The sequence below is a fragment of the Ruegeria sp. A3M17 genome (genome assembly GCF_003318255.1).
GTDB lineage: Bacteria > Pseudomonadota > Alphaproteobacteria > Rhodobacterales > Rhodobacteraceae > Ruegeria.
On the sequence record NZ_QOCF01000006.1, the window covers coordinates 120,190 to 140,370 of the forward strand.

Annotated in this window: 20 protein-coding genes and 1 pseudogene; 9 read left to right on the forward strand and 12 right to left on the reverse strand. The window is 55.2% G+C overall.

The annotated features are described in order from the left end of the window. Nucleotides 1–32: 32 nt before the first annotated feature. The 4 genes from DS906_RS22015 to DS906_RS03275 form a co-directional block, all read right to left on the reverse strand. Nucleotides 33–1,082 carry a hypothetical protein gene (locus tag DS906_RS22015; protein WP_147235157.1) on the reverse strand — a complete coding sequence of 350 codons (1,050 nt, stop codon included), beginning with the start codon at nt 1,080–1,082 and terminating at the stop codon, nt 33–35. A gap of 22 nt (nt 1,083–1,104) precedes the next feature. Continuing rightward, a complete protein-coding gene (locus DS906_RS03265) occupies nt 1,105–1,416 on the reverse strand; it encodes a MocE family 2Fe-2S type ferredoxin (RefSeq protein WP_113788808.1) in 312 nt (103 codons plus the stop codon). Then, on the reverse strand, nt 1,416–2,576 hold the full coding sequence (locus DS906_RS03270; RefSeq protein WP_113788809.1) for a fatty acid desaturase family protein: 1,161 nt from the start codon (nt 2,574–2,576) through the stop codon (nt 1,416–1,418). Before DS906_RS03270 ends, DS906_RS03265 begins: the two co-directional genes overlap by 1 nt. A 78-nt stretch (nt 2,577–2,654) precedes the next feature. Further along, on the reverse strand, nt 2,655–3,683 hold the full coding sequence (locus tag DS906_RS03275; protein WP_113788810.1) for a LacI family DNA-binding transcriptional regulator: 1,029 nt from the start codon (nt 3,681–3,683) through the stop codon (nt 2,655–2,657). Nucleotides 3,684–3,860: 177 nt separating this feature from the next. On the opposite strand from DS906_RS03275, the gene DS906_RS03280 reads away from it, so the two are divergent. From DS906_RS03280 to DS906_RS03320, 9 genes and pseudogenes are all read left to right on the forward strand, one after another. Continuing rightward, complete coding sequence (locus DS906_RS03280; RefSeq protein ID WP_113788811.1) at nt 3,861–4,589, forward strand: SDR family NAD(P)-dependent oxidoreductase; 729 nt, start codon at nt 3,861–3,863, stop codon at nt 4,587–4,589. A 12-nt stretch (nt 4,590–4,601) separates the two neighbouring features. Next, on the forward strand, nt 4,602–5,756 hold the full coding sequence (locus DS906_RS03285; RefSeq protein WP_113788812.1) for a Gfo/Idh/MocA family protein: 1,155 nt from the start codon (nt 4,602–4,604) through the stop codon (nt 5,754–5,756). Nucleotides 5,757–5,766: 10 nt separating this feature from the next. Further along, nucleotides 5,767–6,681, forward strand: coding sequence for a sugar phosphate isomerase/epimerase (locus tag DS906_RS03290; RefSeq protein WP_113788813.1), 915 nt, complete (start codon nt 5,767–5,769; stop codon nt 6,679–6,681). Between the two features lie 45 nt (nt 6,682–6,726). Next, complete coding sequence (locus DS906_RS03295; protein WP_113788814.1) at nt 6,727–7,764, forward strand: ABC transporter substrate-binding protein; 1,038 nt, start codon at nt 6,727–6,729, stop codon at nt 7,762–7,764. 73 nt (nt 7,765–7,837) lie between these two features. Continuing rightward, nucleotides 7,838–9,322: a sugar ABC transporter ATP-binding protein gene (locus DS906_RS03300; protein WP_113788815.1), complete on the forward strand. Its 1,485-nt coding sequence runs from the start codon at nt 7,838–7,840 to the stop codon at nt 9,320–9,322. Next, nucleotides 9,319–10,260 carry an ABC transporter permease gene (locus DS906_RS03305; RefSeq protein WP_113788816.1) on the forward strand — a complete coding sequence of 314 codons (942 nt, stop codon included), beginning with the start codon at nt 9,319–9,321 and terminating at the stop codon, nt 10,258–10,260. The genes DS906_RS03300 and DS906_RS03305 overlap by 4 nt, the downstream gene beginning before the upstream one ends. Continuing rightward, nucleotides 10,257–11,264, forward strand: coding sequence for an ABC transporter permease (locus DS906_RS03310; RefSeq protein WP_199528455.1), 1,008 nt, complete (start codon nt 10,257–10,259; stop codon nt 11,262–11,264). The genes DS906_RS03305 and DS906_RS03310 overlap by 4 nt, the downstream gene beginning before the upstream one ends. A gap of 12 nt (nt 11,265–11,276) precedes the next feature. After that, entirely contained in the window at nt 11,277–11,534 is a 258-nt protein-coding gene (locus DS906_RS03315) for a hypothetical protein (RefSeq protein ID WP_113788817.1), read from the forward strand. Between the two features lie 39 nt (nt 11,535–11,573). Beyond that, a pseudogene (locus DS906_RS03320) lies at nt 11,574–12,506 on the forward strand (IS5 family transposase). 324 nt (nt 12,507–12,830) lie between these two features. Here the strand turns inward: DS906_RS03320 and DS906_RS03330 are convergent. From DS906_RS03330 to DS906_RS03365, 8 genes are read right to left on the reverse strand one after another with little or no spacing between them, the layout of a single operon-like run. After that, on the reverse strand, nt 12,831–13,769 hold the full coding sequence (locus DS906_RS03330) for a 3-keto-5-aminohexanoate cleavage protein (RefSeq protein WP_113788819.1): 939 nt from the start codon (nt 13,767–13,769) through the stop codon (nt 12,831–12,833). 4 nt (nt 13,770–13,773) lie between these two features. Next, on the reverse strand, nt 13,774–14,802 hold the full coding sequence (locus tag DS906_RS03335; RefSeq protein ID WP_113788820.1) for a branched-chain amino acid ABC transporter permease: 1,029 nt from the start codon (nt 14,800–14,802) through the stop codon (nt 13,774–13,776). Beyond that, nucleotides 14,799–15,662, reverse strand: coding sequence for a branched-chain amino acid ABC transporter permease (locus DS906_RS03340; RefSeq protein ID WP_113788821.1), 864 nt, complete (start codon nt 15,660–15,662; stop codon nt 14,799–14,801). Before DS906_RS03340 ends, DS906_RS03335 begins: the two co-directional genes overlap by 4 nt. 1 nt (nt 15,663) lies before the next feature. After that, the gene (locus tag DS906_RS03345) at nt 15,664–16,371 is read right to left on the reverse strand and encodes an ABC transporter ATP-binding protein (protein ID WP_113788822.1); all 708 of its coding nucleotides are present in this window, start codon (nt 16,369–16,371) and stop codon (nt 15,664–15,666) included. Further along, nucleotides 16,364–17,092: an ABC transporter ATP-binding protein gene (locus DS906_RS03350; RefSeq protein WP_113788823.1), complete on the reverse strand. Its 729-nt coding sequence runs from the start codon at nt 17,090–17,092 to the stop codon at nt 16,364–16,366. Before DS906_RS03350 ends, DS906_RS03345 begins: the two co-directional genes overlap by 8 nt. 50 nt (nt 17,093–17,142) lie before the next feature. Beyond that, nucleotides 17,143–18,423: an ABC transporter substrate-binding protein gene (locus DS906_RS03355; protein ID WP_113788824.1), complete on the reverse strand. Its 1,281-nt coding sequence runs from the start codon at nt 18,421–18,423 to the stop codon at nt 17,143–17,145. Nucleotides 18,424–18,466: 43 nt separating this feature from the next. After that, complete coding sequence (locus DS906_RS03360) at nt 18,467–19,393, reverse strand: 3-hydroxyacyl-CoA dehydrogenase family protein (RefSeq protein ID WP_233494668.1); 927 nt, start codon at nt 19,391–19,393, stop codon at nt 18,467–18,469. Continuing rightward, nucleotides 19,394–20,179: an SDR family NAD(P)-dependent oxidoreductase gene (locus DS906_RS03365; protein ID WP_113788825.1), complete on the reverse strand. Its 786-nt coding sequence runs from the start codon at nt 20,177–20,179 to the stop codon at nt 19,394–19,396. Nucleotides 20,180–20,181 lie beyond the last annotated feature (2 nt).

The following is a 20,181-nucleotide window of genomic DNA, read 5'->3' on the forward strand; positions in this document are numbered from 1 at the left end:
GTCTCAAGCCAATTTCCCCTGACACCACCCGTTCAAATGTCTAAGGCTTGCGGATCGAATGGCACAAGAATCTCCTGATTTTCTGTACCTAGGATCAAGAGTTGGTTTCCCAGAGTTTCAACTGCAATCACCCTGGCTCCACTACGCCAACGAAGCGCCCCGATAACATGTGTAACCTCAACTTGACGATTGGGGTTTAGATGAATGACGCCGTGATCGTTCGGGAAACTGTTTTCGACATTTCCCAGGATGGGCGAAGCGGCCCCCTCCTCAACCCCAAGGCAGGCAAAGTGGCGGCTCGACCAAGGAGCATAATATCGACCACCGTTCGAATGCCACAACATCGTCATCGGCAAAGCCTGAGCCGATTTAAGCGATAGGAACATGTCGCCTTCCACGGGGCGAGTTACCGCGGTCCACCCCAATTTCTCTTCAGGCGAATCCAATCCAACAACAAAGTCTTCACTCTGCGGAGACCATGGGTAGTTTGACAGGTTCACTTCGCCGTCTTTCCCGGGAAAAGACGCCAACGTTTGGCTTTCAGCCGGATATCTAAGCGCTGAATAGCCTAATGCCGGATCAACTTCCTGTTCAACCTTAGGCGTTCTCCAACACTGCTTTCGAGAGGTATGAATAGTCCCGCCATTGGGCAAGAATACATTTGCGTGATTTGCAACTGGCATCGTGCCGTCGCCACCAATGAAAGTGTGGCGCTGGTAGACGAATGGATGTTCAGGATGCAGTGTAATCTCTTTTTGCAGCCTAGCTCCATAGACCGTTCTGTCGAGCTCAGCGCGCAAATAGCTGTCGGTCTTTTCTTCTAGTCTCCAACGAGAGTTAGCTGGCCACCCATGCAGCGGCGATGTCCCCTCAGTTGACCCGAATGGAGCGCAGAAGAAATCACCGCCGAGTTTTTCCAAATGAGGTGCTATACCTTCGGGCATAACCTCGTCTGTGCCGACCCAAGGTGCGCGATGCAGTGGTGAAATCTCTGCGTCACCGTCGTACACACTGAAACTCTCGATCAACCCCAACTGCAAATCGAATGAAAGCCGGATGCCTGTTGCGGACAGCTCGATCACAAACCACCCCTAGCCCAAAAAATCACTCCACCAATACCATGACGCGACCATTTCCTACTCTGGTTTCGTAGGTGCGAAGATCTTCGCATACGGGCGCCCTCAAAGCTTTGCCCGTGCGATAGTCGAATAGCCCATTATGCTTAGGGCACTCTATCTCATTTTCCATCACCAGACCTTCCGATAAGTGCACTTGTTCGTGTGTACAGAGACCATCGGTGCAATAGAACTCATCATCCACACTACGAAAAATTGCATAAGTCTGATCCTCGTGATCCCAACGAATGACATCTTCTTCCTCAACATCGTCTACGGCGCATGCGTCAACCCAAGGCATTACGTTCCTCCTCGATCACCGATTTCTAACCCCGTGTTTCTCTCCGGAACTGCCAAGTGCAAATGTTCCCGATATGGGCGGGCCGTCGGCGGGAGCGACCTTCGAATGGCATGGTTCGGATCTACTCGCTGCTTCATGACGGAGCCCATCATTTCCCTGTAGCCATCCCAAATCGAAGTGTTCGGCGGCGGCAGATCATCCTTGATCAGATCATGAAGCGCTGGAAGAGAGTAATACGGAACCATCGGGAACATATGATGCTCAATATGGTAGTTCATGTTCCAGTAAACCCAACGGCTTATCGGGTTCATGTAAAGTGTGCGGGAATTCAACCGGTGATCAAGAACGTTCTCCGCAAGCCCTCCATGCTGAAGCAGACCCGTCATTACAAAATGCCAGCACCCATAGACCCGAGGACCTCCGATCAAGAGTATTGGGATCAGAGATTTCCATCCGGCCCCAGAGACAAGCATTACAAGTGAAACCACCAAAACAGCGGCGTAGATTGCAATGTGAAGCCGCGCCCAAAAAACCGCCTTGGGCCATTGGCTTTCCGGAATGTAATCCCGCTCTTCTTGCGACAAGTTTCCCATCGCATTTCGCATCAGAGTTTTGAGCGACGTCCAGGTATCAACAATCCCCACAAACGCAAGCGCTTTCAGGACGAGGCTGATCGGGTGCATCCACGCTATTTCCGGATCGCGGCCAACAATGAGTGTATCGGTGTGATGCCGCGCGTGGCTCCAGCGCCAGTTGACCGGGTTTCGCATGATCTGGAAGGACGCGATGTGGTACACGATGTCGTTCATCCAGCGGGTTCGAAACGCCGTTCCGTGTCCGCATTCGTGCCAACGGCTGTCGCAGGCAGAACCATACACGACGCCGTATGCAAACCAGAAAGGCACGCAAAGCCAGCTGCCCCAGAAGTACAGACCACCAGCCGCAAAAACAAAGTGCAGAGCGATCCAAATTACTGTGTCATGAATGGCCGGCGCATCCCTACGCTTCATAAGCGATTTCAGCTTCTTACGAGGGACATCGCTGTGGTACCACTCTGCGGCCGACAGACCGTTTTCTATCGCTTGACGCGTATTCGCTCCAGTCAGGGAATAATCTCGAACAGTGAGTTCAGAGCCAATGGATGTGGTCGACTTACTCATTTCCCCTTTCTCCAGCGCTCACAGCGCGTCCCGCGCGTCTTCGTTGACTATAGCAAAGGCGCCTGGATTTTGACTTCGCTAATTGGCCGGCGCAGAGCTCGCCCGCGTTACAAGCTCTACGGGAAGCGCTGATTTCATTGGAAGCTCTTTGCCAGGGTTCGCCAACTGGCCCAGCAATACCTCTGCCGCTCGGCGTCCAAGTTGGTGCCGGTCCTGTCGTATTGTTGTCAATGCCGGAACATAAGATCCCGACATTTCGATATCGTCGAAACCAACAACCGAAATGTCACCGGGCACCTTCAACCCGCCCGCAACCAGCCCAGAAATCAATCCAAAAGCAACCATATCCGCAGCGCAGAACACCGCCGTTGGGCGATCATCCATAGCAAGTATTCGTCTGGCGGCGTCATGCCCGGATTCCAGCGAGAAGTCGCCCCTGATGATCCACTCTGGCCGCGCGGGAAGCCCCAGGCGCGTCCGTTCTTCGACCACACCCTCACGCCGCGCGGTCGTCAGAACATTCCCGTCAGGACCGGTAACATGCGCGATTTTTTTGTGGCCCAAATCATGCAAGTGCCTGATCGCCAATCGCGCACCTTCGGCGTTGTCGCTGGAAATCACCGGAAAGGCCTCGCCTTCCACCCACTCACACAAAAATACTATGCGGTCGCCCGCGCCGTATGTGACGCATTGCTGAAGTGCGGTCGAAGGAATGCCACCATCCAAAGAGATTGCGCCATCTATCCGGCCATCTCGAAAGTACCCGGCAAGAGTTTCTTCCTGCAGCGGATTGCTTTCGGTATCGGTGATCAGAACTGCATAGTCCGACCCGGCGAACCCCTCGCTGATACCAGCGAGAATGCCCGAATAAAATGGTTTGCCGAGATTGGGAACAAGGACCAGCACCGCCCCTGCCCGCTGCATTCGCAGGTTTCGGGCGGCCTGGTTTACGCGATAACCCGTTTCGCGAATGGCTTCCAAGACAGCGACCCGTGTGGATTTTGACACCAGATCAGGATTGGACAAAACACGACTGACGGTGGCTGTCGACACCAGCGCGGCGAGTGCGACGTCCTGTATCGTGGCGGGTTTGGGCTTCTTACTCATGGCCTGTCAGACGATTTCCAGCTTGACTCGAATCTATTGCAATGCCGATTATGTAATCGATTACACGAATTGAAAAGTGGGTTTTTCCCAAAATGTAATCGATTGCAGTAACGATTTCGCCAAGCGAGGGAAACTGATGGCATCCGAATTCAAACGCACCAAAAGCCGGGTTCTTTGATGACTTCGAAGGTCAAATTCGACTTTGCCGGGGCAAAGGTCCTGGTGATCGGCGCCAGCCGAGCCGGAATTGGTGCCGCTATTGCAAGAGAATTCCAGGACTCGGGTGCCACAGTGGAGATTACCGGTGTGGAACCGCAATGCGCCGAAGAGGACGCTGCCCGATTTGACTACATTCAACTGGATGTAACCAACACCGACGAAGTCTACAAATTTGCAGGTGAACGGGACCATATTGACGTCTTGGTAAACTGTGCGGCGGTGACTCGACGCGGTGAAGAAATGGCACCTGAGTTCTTTTCCCACGTGCTGGACGTAAATCTGACCGGGTCTTTTCGCTGCGCCGAAGCGCTGCACCCTGCCCTTTCGGTCGCGAAAGGGCGCGTCATAAATGTGGCCTCCATGTATGCGCGCTTTGGTTCACCGCTCAACCCAGCATATGGCGCGTCAAAAGCCGGCGTAGAACAACTGACAAAATCACTGGCGATTGCGTGGGCCAAAGACGGTATTCGGGTGAACGCGATCGCGCCGGGGTTCATCGTGACCGAGCAATCCGCGAAAGCCCGAAAAGACGCCAGCTTCACAACAGCTGTTGAAGCACGCACACCCTTGGCGCGCTGGGGTCACCCGGAAGATATCTCCGGAACAGCCATGTTTCTCGCATCCGATGCCGCGGCTTTTGTGACCGGCACATGCCTGATCGTGGACGGAGGGTATTCGGTTGTTTGACAGGAGCACACAATGAGTGACTTCGCGGAAATTCGCGCCGCAGTGATCGGGACCGGCTTCATAGGAACAGTGCACGTTCAGGCGCTTCGGCGTCTGGGCGTGGACGTAAGAGGTGTTCTTGGGTCATCGCCAGAGCGCGGACGGGAACGGGCGCGGGCAATGAGCGTGGCCCGAGCCTATGACTCTCTGGAAGACCTGTTGGCGGATGAAAACATCGATGTAGTGCACGTAACGACCCCTAACCACGCACACTATCCGCAAGTGAAATCGATCCTGGCTGCGGGCAAACACGTCATCTGCGAGAAACCACTTGCCATGACGTCCGTCGAAAGCGCCGAGATGGTCGACATTGCCAATGCGTCGGGAAAGGTCGCGGCGGTTTGCTACAACATTCGGTTTTATCCACTGAACCAGCAGGCTCACGGAATGGTGCAGGCCGGGGTACTGGGAGATATTCGTTTAATTACAGGGCATTACCACCAGGATTGGCTAGCTAAATCCAACGACTGGAATTGGCGGTTGGAAAGCGAAATGGGCGGCGTGCTGCGTTCGGTTGGTGATATCGGAACGCACTGGGTTGATCTGACCAGCTTCGTCACCGGGTTGAAGGCGGCCTCCGTCTTTGCAGAGCTGACAACCTTCCTTCCGGAACGCCAGAAACCTCTTGGCCCGGTTGAGACATTTACCACCGGAACCGGCGAAACCGAGACTGTGCACATCGATACCGACGATGCTGCCATGATCCTTATCCGATATGAGAACGGAGCGCGGGCCGTGATGAGCACATCTCAGGTGAACATGGGCCGAAAGAACTCATTGCAATGGGACATCGCCGGAGCAAATGCCAGTGCGGCTTGGGACAGTGAAACTCCTGATCATCTGTTCATTGGGCATCGTGACGCGCCCAACCAGACCCTGATGCGTGACTTCACCTTGATGAACGGTCCGGGGATCGCAGCCGCCACCTTGCCGCCCGGGCATGTCGAAGGGTTCGCAGATTCATTCTTCAACTTTTTCCGGGCGGTCTATGCCGACGTCATCGCAGGCGGGCGGCAAAAAGGCAGCACATGGGCCACATTTGAGGACGGCCATTACGAGATGCAATTCTGCGATGCCGTCGTGAAATCGGCGAGTGAGAGCCGCTGGGTCGATTTGAGCGAAATTTGAGGGCGATGACATGAAACTGGGCTTACTGACTGCACCATTCGAAAACCTTCAATTGACTGAGGTGGCGGCCTGGGCCGGAGCCAATGGGTTTTCGGCGATGGAGGTCGCCTGCTGGCCATCGTCAGGTGGCGAACAACGGCGCTATGCGGGAACCAGCCACATCAACGTAGATGGCCTTTCTGCGGATCAGGGCACTGAAATTGTTGGGCAGCTCGGCGATCAGGGTATCGAGATTTCGGGTCTGGGGTACTATCCCAACCCGCTCCACGCCGATGCAGAGCACCGGGCCGAAGTCATTGGGCATCTTAACAAGGTAATCACAGCCGCTGGCGTGATGGGCATCAAAGTTGTCAACACATTCGTCGGCGGAGATCGCACTCTGCATCTCGACACGAACTGGGAGCGTGCCACCGATATTTTCGACCCTATCGTGAAGCACGCTCAAAACTCTGGTGTGCGTCTGTGTTTTGAAAACTGCCCGATGATCTTCAGCTATGACGAATGGCCCGGGGGTCACAACATTGCTTACTCGCCAAGAATCTGGCGGCGGATATTCGAGGAATGGGGCGATGCGGTTGGCATGAACTTCGATCCTTCACATCTGATCTGGCAGTTCATCGATCAAAAACGGTTCATCAAAGAATTTGGCCCATACATGGCCCATGTCCATGCCAAGGACGTGATGGTTGACCAGGACGGGCTTTATGAGAACGGGGTGATGTCAACCGGCATGGGATGGCAAATACCACGGCTTTGCGGGCTGGGCGATGTGGACTGGGCCGGTTTCTTTTCCGGCCTGTACCGCGCCGGTTACGACGGTCCGATCATTATAGAACATGAAGACCGATTGTTCGAAGGGACTGACGAAAAGGTCAAGCGGGGTTTTCTGCTGGCCCGGGATGTCCTGTCACCATTCATCAAGTGAAGAAATTATCAAATTTGAAATGACTAAAACTGGGAGGAAAATGAAATGAAGAACCTACTCTATGGCGTTGCTGCAATTGCGGTTTCAGCTTCTCTTTCGACCATGGCAATGGCTGATGGGCACAAGCAGTACACTATTGGCGTGTCCAACACCGTTCAAGGCAATGGCTGGCGCGAACAGATGATCTGCGCCATGCGAGCGCAGGCCTTGGTCGAAGCCGATGTGACAAACCTGATCGTCGCGCATCGCAACACCGATTCAGCCGGGCAACTGGAAGACATCAACAACCTCATCGAAGCAGGTGTTGACGCAATTGTCCTGAACCCCTCCAACCCGGATGCTTTGAATTCAGCACTGGAAAAAGCAATGGCGCAAGATATCGTCGTTGTTGCCGTGGATGCCGGCGTTTCAGCTGAAGGTGCCTACATTCTTTCGAACAATCAGGAAGAATACGCCTACCTCGGTGCCAAATGGTTGTTTGAACAACTCGGAGGCAAAGGTGACGTTGTCTACATGCGTGGCATTGCTGGCGTCTCAGCCGATACAGATCGAGACAACGGCTTCAAAAGAGCATTAGCTGAACACCCCGATATCAATGTGGTGCACGAGGTTTTCACCGGCTGGCAGCAAGACCAGGGCAAGCAGCAGATCTTCGATTACCTGGCCACCGGAATCCCGTTTGACGGTGTCTGGACCAGCGGTATCGACAATGTAATCGTCGACGCGTTCACTGAATCCGGCGCTCCCCTGGTTCCGATCGTTGGCGCCGACAACGCAGGATTTGTTCAATACTTGACCGAGGTTGAGGGATTGAATGGCGCAGCGGTAACAAATCCTGGCTCAGTCGGCGGCGCAGGCATTGCTTTGGCTGTCGACATTCTGAACGGCAAGGCACCTGAGAACAAAACCGTTCTTGTCGACCCTGTGCTTTGGGAGAATGCGACGGACGCAGGCCGTGAAACGATCACAGCGGCTCAGAATCCTAACCTTGACCCAGAGTGGCCCGTATCAGTGACGGTTCCCGGCTGGACCGACTACACGATGGAACAAATCATCGACTGTAAGGGACCCGGCGAGGGCTGATCCGAATTGACTGGCCTTCCGCCTTTAGCTGGGCGGAAGGCAAATCCAACCCACTCGGTATTCAAGGACTTCCATGAGCAGCACACCACTTCTCGACGCGTCTGACGTGGCCAAAAGTTTTGGTGCCGTACGTGCGTTGACCAATGCGCACCTCACGGTCGCCGAAGGCGAGATCGTCGCCTTGATGGGCGCAAATGGTGCTGGCAAGTCCACTTTCGTCAAGATCATTACCGGTGCCCTTAAACCCGACGCTGGACAGGTATTGATCAGAGGCAAACAAGCGTTTGTCGGAAGCCCCGCCGAGGCGCGCCGTTCCGGTTTGGTGCCGGTTTATCAAGAACCCTCACTCATTCCTGATCTCGACGTATCCGACAATCTTCGGCTGACAGACACACCTGTCGAACAGTTTCAAAACTGGGTTACAGAACTTGGCATCGAAGGCCTGAAACTATCGGCAATGATTGGCGACCTGCCACTTGCTACGCTTCGCATCCTCGATCTGGCACGCGCTTTGGCCGTTGAACCTGATGTCCTCTTGCTGGACGAAATGACCGCAGCGCTGCCGACGGATCTGGTTGAACGCGTATTGAAGACCGTAAGGCGCAAAGCAAATGACGGGATGGGCGTGATCTATGTTTCTCATCGTTTCACCGAGATTTCGGAACTGTGCGATCGGGCCACTGTGTTGCGGGATGGCATGTCAGTCGGAGATCTCGACATTGAACCTGGCGTAGAAGAACGCGTGGTCGAATTGATGCTGGGTCAAAAGATTGACATTGGAACACGTCAGATCCTTCAAACAAATGAACCTCAGGCTAATACACCGCGCCTGAGCATTAAGTCACTGGCGTTTGAGCCCAGTTTTTCGGATGTTTCGTTCGACTTATTCCCCGGCGAGGTCCTAGGCGTGGTCGCGCTTGAGGGTCAGGGGCAGGATGAACTGTTTGAGGTTCTGGCGGGCTTTGATCGCCCATCTTCAGGATCGATGGAAGTTGATGGAAAGCCCGTAAACTTCGCCCACCCCGCCGACGCCATTGCAGTCGGGATAACTTTCGTTCCGGGCGATCGTTCAGACGCTCTGCTGGCGCAAAGGTCAGTTAAAGAAAACATCGCTCTGCCATTTTCAGCCCGGCTCAAGAACTGGGGGCCAATAAAACTGAGGCATGAGCGCGATCGGGTCGCTTATGCGGTCGAGAAACTGCAGATCGACACACGCGCGCAGGGCGAGGTGCAAAGGCTTTCAGGTGGCAACCAACAGAAAGTCACCATTGGTCGCTGGCTGGCGACAGGTGTTGAAACTCTGCTTTTGTTCGATCCGACCCGTGGCATCGATGTGCGCACAAAACGCCAGATTTACCCGCTTGTCCGTGAGTTGGCAGATCAAGGAGCGGCGGTTCTGTTCTACACGTCCGAGTTGGAAGAAATCCCACTTGCCTGTGACCGCGCGGTCGTAATCTTCCACGGTCGCGTGGTTGATGTGATTGATGCGGCCGACGCGGATGAACAAACACTGATGCGTGCGGCCTATGGCCTAACCGAGGCGGAGGGCACGGCGTGAGCGTGGCCATCCGAAAACACGCATGGGTCATGGGGTTAGCGGTTCTTCTCATGGTCCTTTTGACCATCACAAAATTGATACAGCCAACTTTCGGTGCGTCAGGACTGGAGAGTATTGCCCGCGCCGCCCTGCCCTTTGCGTTCGCAACCGCCGGTATGGCCATCGTCGTAATCGTCGGCGGTATCGACCTGTCTGTTGCGTCTATGATGGCGGTCTGTGCTGTGACTGCAGCCGTTCTGATGGAGCGCATGGCCGGTGTACCGGCCTTGTTTATCGTGTTGGGGGTCGGGTTTTTGATGGGGTTGATCAATGGTCTTTTGATCGTTGTAACGCGCGTGCCCGATATCGTTGTGACACTCGCCATGCTGTTTGTGTGGGAAGGCGTCGCGCTGTTGATCCTTGAGACACCGGGCGGCGCGACTGCAGATTGGCTGGAACAGGCAATACGCGGTCACTTTCTATTCGCCGGACTGCCCAAGGCACTGCTCATCGTTGCCTTTGGCATCGCTGTTGTCTGGTTGCCAATCCGGCGCTCCAAACTCGGGCTCTCGATTTACGCCACCGGATCAGACGAGCTTGCCGCCTTCCGCTCTGGTGTTTCAGTGGGAAGAACAAAGATAGCAGCCTATGCGCTATGCGGGCTGTTTTGTGCCATGGGCGGTCTAAGCCTCGCTGCGCTGACCGGGATTGGAGAGCCGGTTCCGGGGCCATATCTTATGGCCTCGGTCGCGGCCGTAGTACTTGGCGGCGTCGTACTGGGCGGAGGCAAAGGCGGCCTGCTTGGGCCGATAATTGCGGTGTTCATTTTGCGGATCATTCGAACGATCCTGACATTGCTTGCCGTCGATCCAAACGTGACCACGATTATCGAAGGCACAATTATGGTTCTCGTCGTTATGCTGGGCACGGCGGCTTCATTAAAGGGAGCCCGCCGATGAGCATGGACACCACAGATCTGCCGATGGTCCGCTTTGGCCGTTATCTGCGGGACAACCCGATCATCCCGCTATTGGTTTTCCTTGTCTTGATGATCGCTGTGCTCGAAATATTGCGGCCAGGTATCGTTACCCCGGTCCGAGCGGGTCGAGATGGGCTGATCTCTACTTTTTGGGTTGGCAACCTGATCAAGTTTGCAATTCCGTTGGCGATGCTTGCGGCTTGTCAGGTTCTAACAATGCTAACCGCAGGAATAGATCTCTCGGTCGGGGTAGTTGCCACCGTGTCAGCCTTCGTTTGCGCAACACTTAGTGCGATTTGGGGCGTGACACCTGCAGTATTGATCGCGCTGTCAGCCGGCTTAGTTGTGGGCGTTGTAAATGGCATCGGCGTGGGATTGGTCCGGGTCCATCCATTGATCATGACCCTAGGAACAGGGTTAATCGCCACCGGATGCCTGCAGGTCTATCAACGCCTCGTCATCAATGCTGGCACCGAAATTCCCGCCTTCCTTGCCTGGCTCGGAACCGGCCGCACGGCTGGAATGCCGAACGGCCTTTTTGTATTCATCCCGTTTGCTCTCTTTATCCTGTGGCTCATGCGCTACACGGGATTTGGTCGACTGCTGTTCGCCCTGGGTTCCAATGAGCAGGCCGCTAAGCTGTCCGGGGTCCGAGCTTGGCAGGTCTATCTGGGGCTCTACGTGCTTTCAAGTTTGATCGCCGCGCTGGCTGGCTTGCTCTATCTCGGCATGATCCGCCAAACTTCGCTGAGCCTTGCCAACCCCTTATTGTTACCTTCTGTCGCTGCGGCGGTGATTGGCGGCACATCAATCTTCGGAGGTCGTGGCAGTTTCGCAGGTGCGATTGTGGGCGCGCTAATACTGCGTGTACTCGATACTATGCTAACCTTGATGCAGATGCCGGAAGGTGCACGTACTGCCCTGTTTGGGCTGATCATCCTCGCAGTTACCGCGCTCTACGTCAGGATTACCGGCACGCGCTAAGGGAGGTTTCCATTGGCAAAATTCCGGATCGTCGGCATCAGTTTCGATCACATGCATATGGGTGATTTGCTTCGGATGGTTCACGATCATCCCGAAGCGGAAATCGCTGGGGTATTCGATCCGGATAGGGACAAGATGCAAACAACTGCAACGACATTCGGCATTCCCGAAGATCGGATCTTTACTGATTTCGACGCGTGCATGGCTGCGGGACCCTACGACATGGCACTTCTTTGCGTGGCATCTGGCTTTGTTGCACAAATGGGGTGAGGAATTCACTGTTTGAATCCAGAGTGCTAGCTGATGGGCATGAGCAGTTGGACCCTTACGAAGTACAAGACCAGGAACTGGCCTTCGTACAACACGGCGCTGAAGTAGCGCGGTTCACTATCGATCTGGTTTGATCCCGAGATGACCTGGTATGCGCCAGCGACAGGCAAGCGCGGTGGTCAACCTGAATTCAGCGACGCCGCGATCCAGGTTTGTCTGTCGATGAAGGTGCTTTTTGGCATGCCCCTTCGTCAGACGACCGGTTTCGTCGAAAGCTTGTTACGGCTGGCAGGGTTCGACTGGAAGATCCCGGACTTCAGCACCTTGTGTCGTCGCCAAAAGACGTTGAATGTCTCCATCCCATACCGTGGTGGAACTGGGCCGTTGCATCTGTTGATTGATGCAACCTTGATCAAAGCCGAGGGTGAGGGAGAGTGGAACGCTCGCAAGCATGGCGGGCCAAAGAAGCGCCTTTGGCGCAAGCTCCACCTCGGAATGGACGAGGAAACACTGGAGATCTGCGCGGTTGGCGTCACGACAAGCAACGTGGGTGATGCTCCAATGCTCCCCGACCTGCTGGAACAAATCCCACCAGATCAAGAGATCGCCACCGTCACAGCTGACGGTGCTTACGATACGAGGAAATGCCACAATGTGATTGCCGCTCGGGGAGCCGCCGCCATCATCCCGCCGCGCAAAAATGCCCAACTTTGGAAGCCAACCACGGCAGGCACTATCGCGCGAAATGAAGCCGTTAGGGCCTGCAAATATCTTGGTCGCGCCTTATGGAGAAAGTTGACCGGATATCACCGACGGAGCCGCGCAGAAACAAAGATGCACTGCGTAAAACTGCTTGGCCAAGGCCTCAAAGCCCGGGACTTCGAACGGCAGGTCGCTGAACTGCAGGTCCGGATCGCGGTGCTCAAACGCTACACAGCTATTGGCATACCCGTCACTGAGCCAATAGGATAAGTCCGTCCGGGGAAAGGGGAGATCCGTTCAAACCACGATTTGTGCAACAGAGCCGGTCCTGAGCCTAAAGTGTTGCTGTCGCGTGACATCTTCCACTGAAGCAGAATACACTCCAGCATAGTCCGCGCAGTCTCCAGACCGGTTGCTGAGCAAAAGATTGGTGATGTCCTGAGCCGCGTTCTGAGCATGAGCCTGAACGGCCGTAAATCCTATTAGAAGCGCGCTGAATGTCAAAACACTCACTCGCATGGTTCGATCTCCTTAGGGTTTTCAGAGATCCAAAAAAATGTTGCTCGATGAGAGTTGATGTCAGTCACCCTATCCTCAGAACGCGACGCGGTCCCCTCCTTTCAAGTCCAGGATTTCTCTCGCTTCGTCGGGAGTTGCGACCTGACTGCCCAGATCTTCTACGATGCGTCGAATTTTAGCGACTTGCTGAGCGTTGTTTTCAGCCAGTTTTCCACGAGAGATGAACAGGCTGTCTTCAAGGCCGACACGAAGGTTGCCGCCCATCTGGCTTGCTGTTGTGGCAAGCGACATCTGTGATCCACCTGCTCCTAAAACCGACCACCGATAATCGTCACCAAAAAGCCGGTCGGCGGTGCGTTTCATGAAGATCAGGTTGTCGACCTCGGGTCCGATGCCGCCGAGGATGCCAAAGATAAACTGAATGAATATGGGTGCCTTGAACAACCCAATATCCATGCAGAATTTCAGGTTGTACAAGTGGCCGACATCGTAACACTCGTGTTCGAATTTGATGTCATGTGGGGCCAGGGTTTCTGCCGCTTCGCGAATGTCGCGGAAAGTATTGCGAAAGATGTTCTGATCGGAATTTGCGACATAGTTCTTCTCCCAATCAAATTTCCAATCGTCATCGCCATACCTGTTAGCCAATGGGTGAAACGAGAAGTTCATTGAACCCATATTCATCGAGCACATTTCGGGGCTGAAGGTCTTGGCCGGATTGATCCGGTCCTGAATGGACAATGTCAGCGATCCACCGGTCGACAGGTTCACGACGGCGTCCGTCGCTTGTTTGATGCGTGGGAGGAATGGCGCGAAGTCATTCGGGTCGACCGATGGTGAGCCGTTCTCGGGATTGCGCGCATGCAGGTGTAGGATCGACGCGCCGGCCTCGGCAGCTTCGACCGCCTGCTGTGCGATGTCGTCATAGGTGTAGGGCAATGCATCCGACATTGTCGGCGTGTGGATAGCCCCGGTTACGGCACAGGTGATTATGGTCTTTTTCTGTCGGGCCATGGGTTCAGTTTTCCTTGGATTGTCCGATGTGCTTGACGCGATAGCCCAGCGGGAAAAGTTGCAGGTCATAGCGGCTGCGGATAACGCCCCAGATGCCTTTTGGCGCCTTGAGCATGACAACGATTGCGACAACGCCGAGAACGATCAGGTAAGTTGTACCGAGGTCTGCGAGTGTTTCGCGCAGGGCGAAGAAAACCAGCGTACCGATAATCGGCCCTTCGATGGTGCCGATGCCGCCGATCACCACGATGAATATGACAAACGCGGTCCAGTCATTGACGCTGAACGCCGCATCCGGCGAAATGCGCAGCTTTTGCAAAAAGATGAGCGCGCCGATCATCGCTGTGAATGCCGATGTGACAACATATACGATGAACTTTGTGCGCCAAATATCGATACCCAAGCTGCCGGCTGCGAGTTCGTTGTCGCGAATTGCCGTCAACGCCAAGCCCTGCCTAGAGCGAAGGAAGAGATACACGGCTGTAACCACCAGCACGGCGGCTGCGAGCGCCAACCAATAGCTGAGCGCCTCACGCATCGCTCGACCGGACGCTAGGGATTTCACGATGGCAACGGGGAGCGAAGATCCTGATCCTCCGCCAAGCGCTGAGATTTGCGCGAAGCTCAATCGAAAGACTTCGGCGATGACCCAGGTGCCTATGGCGAAATAGGCGCCCCTTAGCCTGAAGATCAGAACAGCAACAGGGATAGAGATCAAAGCCCCCAGCACTCCCGCCGCTGCGATGGCGGCCAACGGGTGCAGCCCGCCCAACATCGTAAGCGCGAAGAGCATGTAGCCGCCAAAGCCCACATAGGCCTGCTGACCAACCGAGACAAGACCGGCGTAACCCGCCATGAGGTTCCAAAGAGTGGCGAGGGACAGGTAGAGAAACAGCTCGCCCATCAGTCGCATGTCAGCGCGGCCCGCCCACCAGGGCGCTGCTATCAGAACAAGCAGGCCAATTGCGGCCAAGAGCGCAGCAACCCGGGCTGCTTTTGATGATCGAGATACGGAATAGTCCTGCAGATTCATCCGGAAATCCTCGGGAAGAGGCCGTTCGGACGAACAGCAAGAATGACAAGAAAGGCGATATGGCCAGCAAGCAGCTGCCAACCCGGATCGATCTTAGCACCGATGGTCTGCGCAACACCAAGGATCACGCCGCCAACCAGTGTACCCCAAAGGTTGCCGAGCCCGCCGATTATGACGGCCTCAAAGCCAAAGATCAGGCGACCACCGCCGATAGAAGGATCAAAGCTGGTTCGAATACCAAGCAGGATACCGGCAATCGCCGTCACACCCAGAGCCAGAGCCATAGCCAGACCAAAGATGTGGCGACGATTAAGGCCCATGAGCTGGGCGATGTCCTGATTGTCCGAAACCGCACGGAACGCACGCCCCAGAGCGGTATGATAGAAGGTCCATTGCAGCCCCCAGATCACGGCGATGGCGATGGCGAAGGTGAGAAGCGGTAAGATTCCGATTGCCACACCGCCCACGGCAACGCTTGCTGTTTCCAGCGCACCGGCATTCAATGTTTGGGGGTCTGCTGTGTAGACCTCCAGCAACCCGTTCTGGATGATCACGCTTAGGCCGAAGGTGACAAGCAAGGGCGGAAGAATATCGTCGCCTAGCGTTTGGTTCAGAAGGCCTCGTTGAAGGGCATATCCGATCAACGCCATTGTGGGAACAACGATCACCAACGCGGCCATCGGATGCATTCCCGTCGCGGTCGTAACCGTCAGCCCGAGATACGCGGCCAGCACAATCAAGTCACCATGGGCAATATTGACCAGCCGCATGACCCCAAAGATCAATGACAACCCTGCCGCAAACAGAGCGTAAAGCCCGCCGAGTAGAGTTCCCTGCACGATAGCGTTCAGCCATTCCATGTTATTCGATCCCGAAATAAGCGCGCGAGATGTCTTCGCGCGAAACGGTGTCAGACGCGCGCTCCAGCGAAACGCGTCCCTCTTGCAGACAGTAGACCCTGCTCGAGACCGACAGTGCCTTGTTGATGTCCTGTTCAACGATGATCGCGCTCATACCCTCGCCAATGATACCGGGAAGCGCTTCGTAGATGTCTTTGATGATTATCGGCGCCAGCCCGAGGCTAACTTCGTCAAAGAGGATCAAATCGGGGTTGGCCATGAGAGCGCGCCCGATAGCAACCATCTGCTGTTGACCGCCAGAGAGTGAGGTAGAGGCCTGATCTTTTCGCTCTTCAAGGATCGGAAATAGATCGTAGACGGCTTTCAGATCCCAGGGGCCTTTGCGGCCAACTTGCGCACCTATCATCAGGTTTTCTTTGACTGACAAAGAGGGAAACAATTGACGACCCTCTGGAACCATCGCCAGACCAAGTTCGGCAACCTCGTCCGCGCGAAGGCGGCTGATATCCTGCCCCCGGTAGTGGATCTGACCCGGTCCGTTCGTCAGCAACCCTGTGATGGACCGCATCAAGGTGGTTTTTCCCGCACCATTTGCCCCAATGATGGCAAGGACTTCGCCCTCGCCCACGTCCAGTTCGACTTCGTAGAGCGCTTGGAAGTCGCCGTAGAAAGAGTTCAAACCGCGTGTCTGGAGAATTGGATCAGGCATCGGCTTCGATCCCCAGATAGATTTCTTTGACTTCAGTGCTTTCCATGATTGTTTGCGGCTCGCCCTCGGCGATCTTTTTGCCGAAATCGATGACGATCAGGCGGTCCACAACAGCCAGCAGGGCGTGCACGACGTGTTCGATCCAGATGATGGTGACGCCGGAGGCATGAATGTCCTTGATGGTTTGAACCAGTGATTTGCACTCGGCTTCGGTCAGACCACCGGCGATTTCGTCCAGCAGCAGCAATCTTGGCTTGGAGCAAAGCGCGCGCGTCAGTTCCAGGCGTTTTCGCTCCAGCAATGTCAGGCTACCTGCAACAGTGTTTGCCTTTGGCAGCAGCTCCGTTTGATCCAGTACTTCCAGACAAAACCGTTCAGCTTGGTGCCCACGCAGCCCAGCCGATTGCGTGGCAGCGATCATGGCGTTTTCGAAAACGGTCATGCCCGAAAACGGCTGCGGGACCTGAAAGGAACGTGCGATCCCTGCATGGCTGCGTTTTGCTGCGCTCCATTTGGTGACGTTATGACCATCAAAGTCGATACGTCCGGAATTCGGTTTCAGCGTCCCTGTAATCAGGTTGAACATCGAAGTTTTACCGGCGCCATTGGGGCCAATCACCCCAAGCGCCTCACCTTGTTGGACCTGATAGTTCAGCGCATCGGCGACAGTGACTGCGCCAAATGCCTTGCTCAAGTCTTGGAGATTCAGGATTGTTGTCATGCTTCTCTCGGATGGAGGGTTCGGTGCCAAGATCGGCACCGAACAATTCGTCAGCCCAGCAGCTTCATGTCTGCCGTCACCGGAACCTCGGGTGCGGTGCTGTTTGCAACGATCTGCAACTCGAACCCGTCTCCAGACTTCTGCCACTGACCACCGACCAGCGGTGTTTTGGTGACATTGTTGATCGGCCCATCACCCCAGTTTACTGGCCCGACGATTGTGTTCAGGTTGGTGGATGTGATTGCCGAGATGATCGAAGACGGGTCTTCCAGATCATCCGCCCGTTTGATGACATCCGCGACGACCTCAAACAGAGCGTGTTTGAAACCAAGCGGTTGTGTCCATGGGCGCCCCGACTCCGCCGTGTAACCTTCGGCCAGTTCTTTCGAGGAAATTCCGATCAGCGAAGACGAGAACGGGTGATGTGGTGACCACCAGACCTCGGTCGACAATCCATCGCCACGATCGCCGAGCGATTCAATGACAGACGGGAACAACAGTGCCTTGCCGATCGTGACGACCTTGGGGTTGAACCCTTGCTGTGCGGCCTGGCTCCAGAACGTCGCGAAATCCGGCGGGATCATGTTACCGGTAACGATTTCACATCCAGCCGCTTTAAACGCTGCAATCTGGTTTGAGAAGTCATCGGACAGCGGCTGATAACGGCCGGAATCGGTGAGCGTGTATCCGGCGGCGGCAAGCGGTTTGGGCAGACCCAGTTCCGCATCACCCCAGGCATTGCCGTCGGCATCATTGGGGAAAAGACCGCCCACAGTCTTGGCCACGCCTGTTTTGTCCCACATGTCGAGGAAGGCGGCGATAACGTCTTCAAGACCCCAGAAGAAGTGATAGGTGGTCTCAAACCCTTCGCCCGGAACACCGTTGCGGCCAAAGAAGTACGGCTGCCATGGGCAGTCGGTTGTGATGCAGGGAACTTCATTAATCTCTGCCTGATCGGCGACAGGGTTCACCGTGTCCGGCGTTGAAGCCGCAACAATGATATCGACCTCATCTCCCAGGATCAGGTCAGCGGCGACCTCTGCTGCGCGGTTTGGATTGGACTGGCTGTCTTTTGAAATGATCTCGACATTCCAGGTCTTGCCATTGTTGTCCAACCCGGCCGAAAAGACCTGCTGGATGGCTTGCAGCACATATTCGTCGGCCTCGGCAAAACCGGCCAGTGGTCCGGTGCGCGGGCTGACATTACCGATCCGCAGCGTCGGGTTCGCAGCATAGGCCCGCGTCGCCCGGAGTATTGCCGGAGCAGCAATTGCCGCTGTGGCACCGGCTATGAAACCACGCCTTGTGGCTGTTTTGAAAGTCCTTGTCATTGCGTCCTCCCTTCACCGGCCTCCCGCCAGTGTTTGATTGATCTTACAAAGTCTTCTCGAGGTTCTTCAGATGCGTTGCGACACGCTGGCGAACTTCTTCTGCCTCGCCTTCGGCCCACTTTCTGAACCCTTCTCCGGATTTCATGCCCAGCTTGCCCGCATCGACAAGCGACTTGAGATAGGATGAAGGCCCTTTATGCGCTTCAAGATCGTGCAGCACGTTTTCGTGGATATCGAGCGTCAGATCGGTGCCAACCAGATCGGCGTTTTCCAACGGCCCAAGCACCGCCAATCGCCGCCCAAAGCTGGACTTGATCACAGTATCAACCGCCTCTGCGTTGCAGATACCGTTTTCCACCAGGCTGACCGCTTCACGCCATAAGGCGTGCTGAAGCCGGTTTCCAATAAAGCCGGGCACATCCTTTTCGACTATCACCGGAGTTTTTCCGGCATCCTTCAATAGATCGTACATCGTCTGCGCAGTCTCTGGGTCTGTCCACTCAGTCTTGATGACCTCGACCAATGGGATCATATGCGGCGGGTTCCACCAATGCGTTCCGATGGCCCGGTTTTTCAGCCGCAAACCAGACATGATCTGAGTGATCGGCATGACCGAAGTATTGGACGCGAGAATGCAGGTTTCCGGTGCATGCGCATCGATTTCTGCAAATATCGCTTGCTTAAGTTCCAGTTTTTCCGGCGCGGCTTCGAATACAGCGTCGGCTTTTTGAACCGCGCTTTCCGTTGTCGCAAAGATCTCAATCATCTTGAGGGTCCTTGTGATTTTATCCTCGTCATCCCCCATCGCCGCCATGCTGGCGCGAATGCGCTCTGACACCGTGTCCCGGGCTTCTTTCACCGGATCCGCGATAGCGACGTATTGACCGGCCTTCGCTAAAGTCAGGGCAATGCCATGGCCCATAAGACCTGCGCCAATCACTGCCATCTGCTGCTTCTTACGCACCATCATTTAACCCGCCGTATATCCACCGTCGGCATGAAGGATATGCCCGGTGTAAAAATCGGATGCCCTCGACGCGAGAAACAGCAGAGGACCAGCAAGGTCTTCTGGCTCACCCAGTCGCCCCTTTGGAACACGGGTAAGGAAGCCATCGCGCACCGCTTTCGCCTCGTCGGTGTCTTCGAACATCCAAGCTGTCAAAGGAGACCTGAACACTGTCGGAGCGATCGCGTTGACAGTAATTCCAGTCGGCCCAAGCTCACACCCCAAGGCTTTGGTGATCCCGTTTACTGCAGCCTTTGATGCGCAATACGCAGTATAGCCAGCCGGGTGGCCAAGGATACTACGAGCGGAACTGACGAAGATGATCTTGCCATATTCGCTGACCTTCATCTGTTTCGCCGCCGAACGCGCGAGCAACCAGCTTTGATTGACGTTGGCATCCATCACCGCATCAAAGGTTTCGGGAGCCATTTCGTTGATTGGAGCGACTTTGTTCATGCCAGACGCGACGACGAGAATGTCCAGCTTGCCAAAACTGTTGACCGCTTCATCGACCAACGCGTCGCATGACGCCTCATCGTTTGGGCGTGTGTTCACTGTTACAACAGCAGCTCCGAGCTCCTCGCACTCTTTGGCAATCTCATCGAGCGCTTGTTGGTTGCCGGCTGCCAAAACCAAGTTGCAACTAGCCCCAGCCAGAACACGTGCAGCCACCATGCCAAAAGCCCCAGAAGCCCCCGTGATCAGTGCGACATTGTCCTTAACATCAAACATCTTGAGTGGATTAGACATAC